Genomic DNA, 7,740 nt, shown 5'->3' with positions numbered 1-7,740 from the left:
GGGTTCATGCCGGCATGGGGCATGGCGCCGACGAAGCCGTAGGCCTGGTAGAGCAGTTCCAGCACCGGCGGGATGACGATGGCGCCGCTGACGCAGCCTACCAGCAACGCCACCTGCTGCCGCCAGGGCGAGGCGCCGACCAGTTGCCCGGTCTTGAGATCCTGGAGGTTGTCGTTGGAAATGGCCGAGGAGGCGACGATGGCCGAGAGGATGTAGAGCGCGAAGGCGATCGCCAGATGGTGCCCGTTGGCCGACATTTCGGCGGGTAGCGCGCCCAGCGGCTCCAGCAGCAGCATGAACGAGGCGACCAGCACGATGGCGATGATGGCGATCCCCGACAGCGGGGACGAGGACGAGCCGACGATGCCGGCCATGTAGCCGCATGCGGCGGCGACCAGGAAGCCGAACAGCGCGCAGATCGCCACCGCCGCCAGCGCCGCCGAGACGATGGCGCCGCCGTGGGCGAAGGGCGACTGGAAGCTGAGGAACAGGACGAACAGGATGGCCAGGCACAGGCCCGTCAGCAGCAGGAGCGTGCGGGGCGTGAGGTCGCGGCCGTCATCGTCGGCGGAGCCGTGGGCGCGCATCATGTCGCGGATGCCCGCCGCGACCGGGCGGGCCAGCATCGCCAGTGTCCAGATGGCGGCGATGGCGATGGTGCCCGCGCCCAGGAAGCGCACCTTCTGTGTCCAGATCTGCGTGGCGAAGCCGGCGGCGGGGAGGTGGGCGGGATTGGGCAACTGGACGCTGAGGATCGGGACCGCGACATCCCACGCGATGAGCGTGCCGATCAGCATTGCGAGGCCGCCGGCGATGCCGACCAGATAGCCCGCGCCCAGCAGGGCCAGCGAGAAGCCGGTCGAGGCGCGGAAGATGGCGCCGCCCCAGGTCGCGGTGACCGCCGCGCTGTCGGCCAGCAGCCGCAGGCCGCCGGTGGCGAACGTGACCGACGCCGACAGCAGGCCGCCGGTCAGCAGGGCGCGCAGGCTCTCGGGGCTGCCGCTTTCCGAGCCGGCTTTCAGGATTTCGGCCGCCGCGACGCCTTCGGGGTAGGGGAGGTCGCTGTTCGTGACCATGGCGCGGCGCAGCGGCACGGTGAACAGCACGCCGGTCATGCCGCCGGCGAGGGTGAGCAGCGTCGTTTCCAGATAGGGGAAATGCTGCCAGTAGCCGATCATGATCATGCACGGCAGCGAGACGAAGACGCAGGACAGCGTGCCGGCCGCCGAAGCCTGCGTCTGGACCATGTTGTTTTCGAGAATCGTGGAGCCGCCCATCGCCCGCAGTACGGACATGGAGATCACGGCCGCGGGAATCGACGAGGCGACGGTGAGGCCGATCTTGAGCCCCAGATAGACGTTGGAGGCGGTGAAGACGATGGTGATCAGGGCACCGAGGATAAAACCGCGCAGGGTCATTTCCCGCTGGCTGGCGGCGGGCGCTGTCGGGGAAAGGGCGGTGTCCGTCATGCTGTCTTCATGTCGCTTGTATCGCTTGACCTGTCGGTGGGGCCGTGGGCGCGCCGGGCGTTTGCATCGCCGCGCGCCGGCGGCAGGGGAGCGGGATCACATATGGTGGAAGGTGGGGGCGATCAGGTGGGTCTGGTTGTATTCCAGCTGCTCTTTCGTCAACTGGAGGCCGACCTCGAGCCTGTAGCCGTCGATCGTGACGTGTCTGGAGACCGGTAGCGTGATCGGCACGATGCGGGTGTGGGTGAGCATCTGCGTGACGTTGGCCGGGAACTGCACCTTTTCGACGAACTGCTTCTTGTTCTTGATCTCGTCGCCATAGACCACGGCGATGAAATACGGGACCTCCACCGTGCGGCCGGTGCCGGGGCCACGGGTGACGTTCAGGCCGAGGCTGACCTCGGCGACGACGGAGGCCGTTTTTTTCTGGTCTCCCGCGCCCCTGTGGCATTGGCCGGTGACGCGCGTGACGCTCGCGCGTGAGGCCAGGTGGCCGATATCGTGCGACGGGCCGGTGAAGGCAATCTGGTCGGCGGCGGCGCCGAGGACCTCGACGGTCGGGCAGGCCGGCGCGAAGCCGTCGGGGTTGTCCATGGAGCATGCCGCCAGCGACATGGCGAACGGCAGGATCGCCAGGCCGCTGAGATGGGCGGGGCGAAAGCGGCGAAGGCCGCCTGGGCTGGCGATGGTCATGCGGGGGATCATGCGGGTTCCGGGGTCTCGTGCTTGCTCATGGTTGCGGGGACCGCCATGTGGACGGGCTGCTTGTGTGGCTCCGGCTGGACGGCTATGTCCAAATGCACCGGGGTTACAGGAAAATGGCTTGCGCCATGGCCCCGGTTTGCGTAGGGCCGGACCAGCACCGGGATGCGCGGCCGGCCGGTCGCTGCCCCCGGCCCGTATCCTATACCGCTCGCCGGCCGTTTGGGGAACACCATGCCCGACCAGATGATTCAGACCTCCGATTCCGCCCCCGTCGCGACGTCTCCGGCCGAGGCGCCCATGCGGTCGCTGAAGGTTCTGCTGGCGGGGCCGCGCGGCTTCTGCGCCGGGGTGGACCGCGCGATCCGCGTGGTCGAGGAAGCGATCCGCCGCTATGGCGCGCCGGTCTATGTGCGGCACGAGATCGTGCATAACCGTACCGTGGTCGAGGAACTGGAAGCCCAGGGCGCCATCTTCGTCGAGGAACTGGACGAGGTGCCGGCCGACGCGCATGTCGTGTTCTCGGCCCATGGCGTGCCCAAGACGGTGCCGGCCGAGGCCGAGCGGCGCAACCTGCTGTATCTGGATGCGACCTGCCCGCTGGTCTCCAAGGTGCATCGCGAGGCCGAGCGCCATTTCGCCGATGGCGGGCCGGAAAGCCGCCATATCCTGATGATCGGCCATGCCGGCCACCCCGAAGTGGTGGGCACGATGGGCCAGTTGCCGGCCGGCGCGGTGACCCTGATCAACGACGCGGAAGAGGCGCGGACCGTCCAGCCGGCCGATCCGTCGCGTCTGGCCTTCATTACCCAGACCACGCTCTCGGTCGATGACACCGCCGAGATCGTCGAGATCCTGCGCCGCCGCTTTCCGCTGATCGAGGGGCCGAAGCGCGAGGATATCTGCTACGCCACCACCAACCGCCAGGAAGCGGTGAAGGCGATTGCGCCGGGTTGCGATCTCGTGATCGTGATCGGTTCACCGAACTCGTCCAACTCCCAGCGCCTGCGCGAAGTGGCGGAACGGTCGGGTGCGCCGCGTGCCCTGCTGGTGCCGCGCCTGAGCAATCTGGACTGGTCGGTGCTGGAGGGGGTGAACACGCTGGGCATCACCGCCGGGGCCTCGGCGCCCGAGGCGCTGGTGCAGGAAATGGTCACGGCGCTGGCCAAGCATTTCTCGCTGGAAATCGAGGAACGGACGGTCAAGGAAGAGAACGTGACCTTCCGCCTGCCGGCCCCGCTGGGCTGATCAGGCCGGGTTCGCATGGCTGTCTATACGGATGTGTCGGACGGGGCGCTGCGTGCGTTCCTGTCCCTTTACGAGATCGGTGAACTCACGGCCTATCGGGGCATTGCCGAGGGGGTCGAGAACAGCAATTTCGTCCTGCGGACCACGGACGGCGATTTTATCCTGACCCTGTATGAGCGCCGGGTGAACCCCGACGATCTGCCCTGGTTTCTGGGATTGATGGGCGCGTTGGCCGACCATGGCCTGTCCTGCCCGCGCCCGGTGGCGGGGCGCGACGGCGAGGCGCTGCGCACGCTGGCGGGCCGGCCGGCGGCGATTACGACCTTTCTGCCCGGCGTGTGGCCGCGCGACGTGCGCGTGGAGCATTGCGCGCCGCTGGGTGCCGCGCTGGCGGCGCTGCATGTGGCGGGGCGGGACTACAGGGCCGAGCGCGCGAACGGGCTGGGGCCTGATGCGTGGGGACCGCTGCTGGAATCCTGCCGGGCGGAGGCGGATTCGGTCTCGGCGGGGCTGGGGGCGGAACTGGATGCCGCCCTGGGGGTGATCCTGCCGGCGTGGCCTTGTGTGGGCGATCTGCCGCGCGGGCAGATCCATGCCGATCTGTTCCCCGACAATGTGTTCTTTCTCGATGGCGCGGTGTCGGGGCTGATCGATTTCTATTTCGCCTGCACCGATTTCCTGGCCTACGACATCGCGATCTGCCTGAATGCCTGGTGTTTCTCGGCCGATGGCGTGTTCGTGCCCGAGCGGGCGCGGGCGCTGATCGCGGGATATGAATCGGTGCGGCCGCTCGAGGCCGCCGAACGGCGGGCGATGCCGGTGCTGGCGGCGGGGGCCGCGATGCGCTTTCTGCTGACGCGGCTGTACGACTGGCTGAACACGCCGGCCGGCGCGATGGTGACGCGCAAGGACCCGCTCGATTACCTGCGCCGCCTGCGCTTTCATCGTGCGGCGGAGGATGCGTCGGTCTATGGCGTCTGAGACCGACGAACGGCCGGTGGAGGCCGATGCCGCATGTGAGCCGGAGACGCCCAATGCGTCCGCGCCGGTCGAGATCTGGACCGATGGGGGCTGCAAGCCCAATCCGGGGCCGGGCGGCTGGGCGGCGCTGCTGAAATTTCGCGGGACCGAGCGCGAGATTTCGGGGGGCGAGGCCGAGACCACCAACAACCGCATGGAACTGACGGCGGCGGCCGAGGCGCTGGAGGCGTTGAAGCGCCCCTGCGTGGTGGTGCTGCATACCGACAGCGAATATGTGCGCAACGGGATTACCCGCTGGCATACCGGCTGGGTGCGGCGGAACTGGCGCAATGCTTCGGGCGACCCGGTGGCGAACATGGATCTGTGGCGGCGGTTGCTGGAGATCAGCAAGCGGCACCAGGTCGAATGGCGCTGGGTGCGTGGCCATTCGGGTGACGAGAACAACGAACGGGTCGACCGGCTGGCCACGGCGGCGCGGGACGCGCTGGGGCTGGCCTATCACGTTCGTCGCCGGTGACGGTTCCGGCGCTGGACCTGCGCGGGCTGGCGGTGGCCCATGGCGGGCGCGACCTGTTCGCCGGACTGGATCTGACATTGCCGGGCGGGGTGTTTTCCGTGCTGCTGGGGGCCAGCGGCGTGGGCAAGACCAGCCTGCTGCGGGTGATCGCGGGGCTGGACCGGCCGGCGGCGGGCATGGTGGTGGCCGGTGATGGCGCGCCGCTGGCGGGCCGGGTGGCCTGGATGGGGCAGCGCGACTTGCTGCAACCCTGGGCGCGGGTGATCGACAATGTGACGCTGGGCGACCGGCTGCGCGGCCGGCGGCCCGATCGCGACCGGGCGGCGGAACTGCTGCGGCGGATGGGGCTGGCCGACCGGCTGGCGGCGCTGCCAGGGGAACTGTCGGGCGGCATGCGCCAGCGCGTGGCGCTGGCCCGGACCCTGTACGAGGATCGTCCGGTCGTACTGATGGACGAGCCCTTTTCGGCACTGGACAGCGTGACGCGGGCGCGGATGCAGGATCTGGCGGCCGAGACGCTGCATGGCCGCACCGTGGTGCTGATTACCCATGACCCGCTGGAGGCATGCCGGCTGGGGCAGGCGATCCTGCTGATGGCGGGGGACCCGGTGCGTGTGGAGGCGATTACGGTGCCGGCGGGCGCGGTGCCCCGGCCGGCGGACGACGATTCCGTGCTGCATGCCCAGGGGGTGCTGCTGCGCCGCATGCTGGATGCGGCGGGGCGATGAGCGCCGGGCGAATCGTGGCGCGGCTTGGCCGGCCGGTGGGCACGCTGTGCGGGCTGGGCCTGCTGTGGTGGGGGATCGTCCGGCTGGGCGGGGTGCCGCCCTATCTGCTGCCGCCGCCTGGATCGGTGGCGCGGGCCTTGTGGGCGCAGCGCGGATTGCTGGCCGGCGCGGCGGGGACGACGCTGCTGGAAACCGTGCTGGGGCTGCTGCTGGGCACGGCGGGCGGTGGCGCGCTGGCGCTGCTGATGATGGCCTCGGCCCCGGTGCGGCGCTGGATGATGCCGCTGGTGCTGCTCAGCCAGGCGGTGCCGGTCTTCGCGCTGGCGCCGCTGCTGGTGCTGTGGTTCGGATTCGGCATTGCTTCCAAGGTGGTGATGGCGGTGCTGGTGATCTTCTTTCCCATCACCTCGTCCTTTTTCGACGGTTTGCGCCGCACGCCGCCGGGGTGGCTGGACCTGGCGCGGAGCATGGATGCGCGGCCGGGGCTGGTGCTGCTGCGGCTGCGGCTGCCGGCGGCGCTGCCGGCCTTTGCCACCGGTCTGCGGGTGGCCGCCGCGATCGCGCCGCTGGGCGCGGTGGTGGGGGAGTGGGTGGGTGCATCGTCCGGGCTTGGTTTCCTGATGCAGACGGCCAATACCCGCTTCGAGACCGACCTGATGTTCGCGGCGCTGCTGGTGCTGGCGTCGATGACTGTGCTGCTCTGGTGGGGGGTGGACCGGGCGCTGGCGCGGATGCTGTACTGGGTGCCGGACGACCGGTCCGACTGAAGGAGTGATCATCGTGGCGCGCGCCATCATCATCGACACCGACCCCTCGCCGGACGATGCGGTCGCTTTTCTCATGGCGCTGGCCTCGCCCGACGAACTGGAGGTGCTGGCGCTGACGACGGTCGGGGGCAACGTGCCGCTGGCGCTGACCACGCGCAATGCCCTGATGGCGCTGGAACTGGCCGGACGGGGCGACGTGCCGGTCTATGCCGGTGCGGCGGGGCCGCTGGTGGGGGCGTTGCGCACCGCCGAGCATGTGCATGGCGCCACGGGGTTCGACGGCTACGACCTGCCGCCGCCGTCGCTGACGCCGGCCGAGGGCTTCGCCCCCGACCGGATCGTGGACCTGGTGATGGCCCGGCCGCGTGACAGCGTGACGCTGTGCTGCCTGGCGCCGCTGACCAATATCGCCCTGGCGATGCTGCGCGAGCCGCGCCTGGCCGGGCACCTGCATGGGATCGTGCTGATGGGCGGGGCGCGGGCCGAGGGCGGGAACATCACCCCGGCGGCGGAATACAACATCCATGTCGACCCGGAGGCGGCGGCGCGGGTGTTCGATTCGGGCGTGCCGATCACGATGATCCCTCTGGATTGCACGCATCGGGCGCTGACGACGGCGGCGCGGATGGCGCGGCTGCGCGCGATCGGCACGCCGCTGGCCGAGGCGTTCTATCACCTGCTGACGTTCAACAAGCGTTTCGATGCGCGCCAGGGAGGGACGGATGGCGGCCCGCTGCATGATCCGACGGTGATTGCGGCGCTGCTGCGGCCGGACCTGTTCAGCGGCCGGCTGGCCCATGTCGGGATCGAGTGCCAGGGCACGCTGACGCGGGGCATGACGGTCATCGACTGGCGGAGCGTGACCGGGCGGCACCCGAATGCGCTGGTGCTCAACCGGGTGGATGCCGAGGGATATTTCGATCTGGTGATCGAGCGCCTGTCGCGCTTCGGCATCGGATCGCCATAAAGCATCGCCGCGTGCCGATGGAAGGTTGCCCGATCGGGGTGCGCTCCAGTAATGGTCGCGCGTTCGCGCCGGTCGGGCGCGGCCGATCCTGACGTCGCTTCCCAGTGGGGCGCCCTGCTGTCCGGAGTCCGCATGGACCAAACACCGCCCCCGTCTTCGTCGTCTTCCCCCGTCCAGCCCCGCGCGGGCGGTGTGGGGGACCCTGTGTTCGCGGGGCTGGTGCGGCTTTCCGGGTGGCTAATCCTGGCGATCATGGGGGGTCTGATAGCGGTTCTGGCGTGGGGCGGGCTGTCGGCGTGGTCGGCGTTTGGGCCTGGCTTTGTGTGGAGCGCGGTGTGGAACCCGGTGACGCAGCATTTCG

The 7,740-nt window shown here is 69.6% G+C and carries 8 protein-coding genes and 1 pseudogene; 7 read left to right on the top strand and 2 right to left on the bottom strand.

All coding sequences use genetic code 11. The annotated features are described in order from the left end of the window. Both ABF821_RS18665 and ABF821_RS18660 read right to left on the bottom strand, forming a co-directional pair. On the bottom strand, positions 1 to 1,469 hold a 1,469-nt coding region (locus tag ABF821_RS18665; protein ID WP_415531167.1), incomplete at its 3' end, for an OPT family oligopeptide transporter. A gap of 96 nt (positions 1,470 to 1,565) precedes the next feature. Continuing rightward, complete coding sequence (locus ABF821_RS18660; RefSeq protein ID WP_415531166.1) at positions 1,566 to 2,162, bottom strand: hypothetical protein; 597 nt, start codon at positions 2,160 to 2,162, stop codon at positions 1,566 to 1,568. Between the two features lie 243 nt (positions 2,163 to 2,405). On the opposite strand from ABF821_RS18660, the gene ispH reads away from it, so the two are divergent. The 7 genes and pseudogenes from ispH to pstC form a co-directional block, all read left to right on the top strand. After that, positions 2,406 to 3,419 carry a 4-hydroxy-3-methylbut-2-enyl diphosphate reductase gene (gene ispH / locus ABF821_RS18655; protein ID WP_415531165.1) on the top strand — a complete coding sequence of 338 codons (1,014 nt, stop codon included), beginning with the start codon at positions 2,406 to 2,408 and terminating at the stop codon, positions 3,417 to 3,419. Positions 3,420 to 3,434: 15 nt separating this feature from the next. After that, a complete protein-coding gene (locus ABF821_RS18650) occupies positions 3,435 to 4,400 on the top strand; it encodes a homoserine kinase (RefSeq protein ID WP_415531164.1) in 966 nt (321 codons plus the stop codon). Beyond that, the gene (gene rnhA, locus ABF821_RS18645; RefSeq protein ID WP_415531163.1) at positions 4,390 to 4,917 is read left to right on the top strand and encodes a ribonuclease HI; all 528 of its coding nucleotides are present in this window, start codon (positions 4,390 to 4,392) and stop codon (positions 4,915 to 4,917) included. The genes ABF821_RS18650 and rnhA overlap by 11 nt, the downstream gene beginning before the upstream one ends. Further along, positions 4,914 to 5,645 carry an ABC transporter ATP-binding protein gene (locus ABF821_RS18640; RefSeq protein WP_415531162.1) on the top strand — a complete coding sequence of 244 codons (732 nt, stop codon included), beginning with the start codon at positions 4,914 to 4,916 and terminating at the stop codon, positions 5,643 to 5,645. The genes rnhA and ABF821_RS18640 overlap by 4 nt, the downstream gene beginning before the upstream one ends. After that, positions 5,642 to 6,412 (top strand): ABC transporter permease, encoded by a 771-nt coding sequence (locus ABF821_RS18635; RefSeq protein ID WP_415531161.1) that lies wholly within the window; start codon positions 5,642 to 5,644, stop codon positions 6,410 to 6,412. The genes ABF821_RS18640 and ABF821_RS18635 overlap by 4 nt, the downstream gene beginning before the upstream one ends. 13 nt (positions 6,413 to 6,425) lie before the next feature. Further along, positions 6,426 to 7,379: a nucleoside hydrolase gene (locus ABF821_RS18630; RefSeq protein ID WP_415531160.1), complete on the top strand. Its 954-nt coding sequence runs from the start codon at positions 6,426 to 6,428 to the stop codon at positions 7,377 to 7,379. Between the two features lie 132 nt (positions 7,380 to 7,511). Then, positions 7,512 to 7,740 (top strand): annotated as a pseudogene (pstC, locus tag ABF821_RS18625) (phosphate ABC transporter permease PstC); the annotation flags it as partial.

The organism is Gluconacetobacter sp., from assembly GCF_047721585.1.
In the GTDB taxonomy this organism is placed as follows: Bacteria; Pseudomonadota; Alphaproteobacteria; order Acetobacterales; family Acetobacteraceae; genus Gluconacetobacter; species Gluconacetobacter dulcium.
The sequence above is the reverse complement of the archived record's forward strand: the minus strand, read 5'-3'. Positions and strand labels throughout refer to the sequence as shown.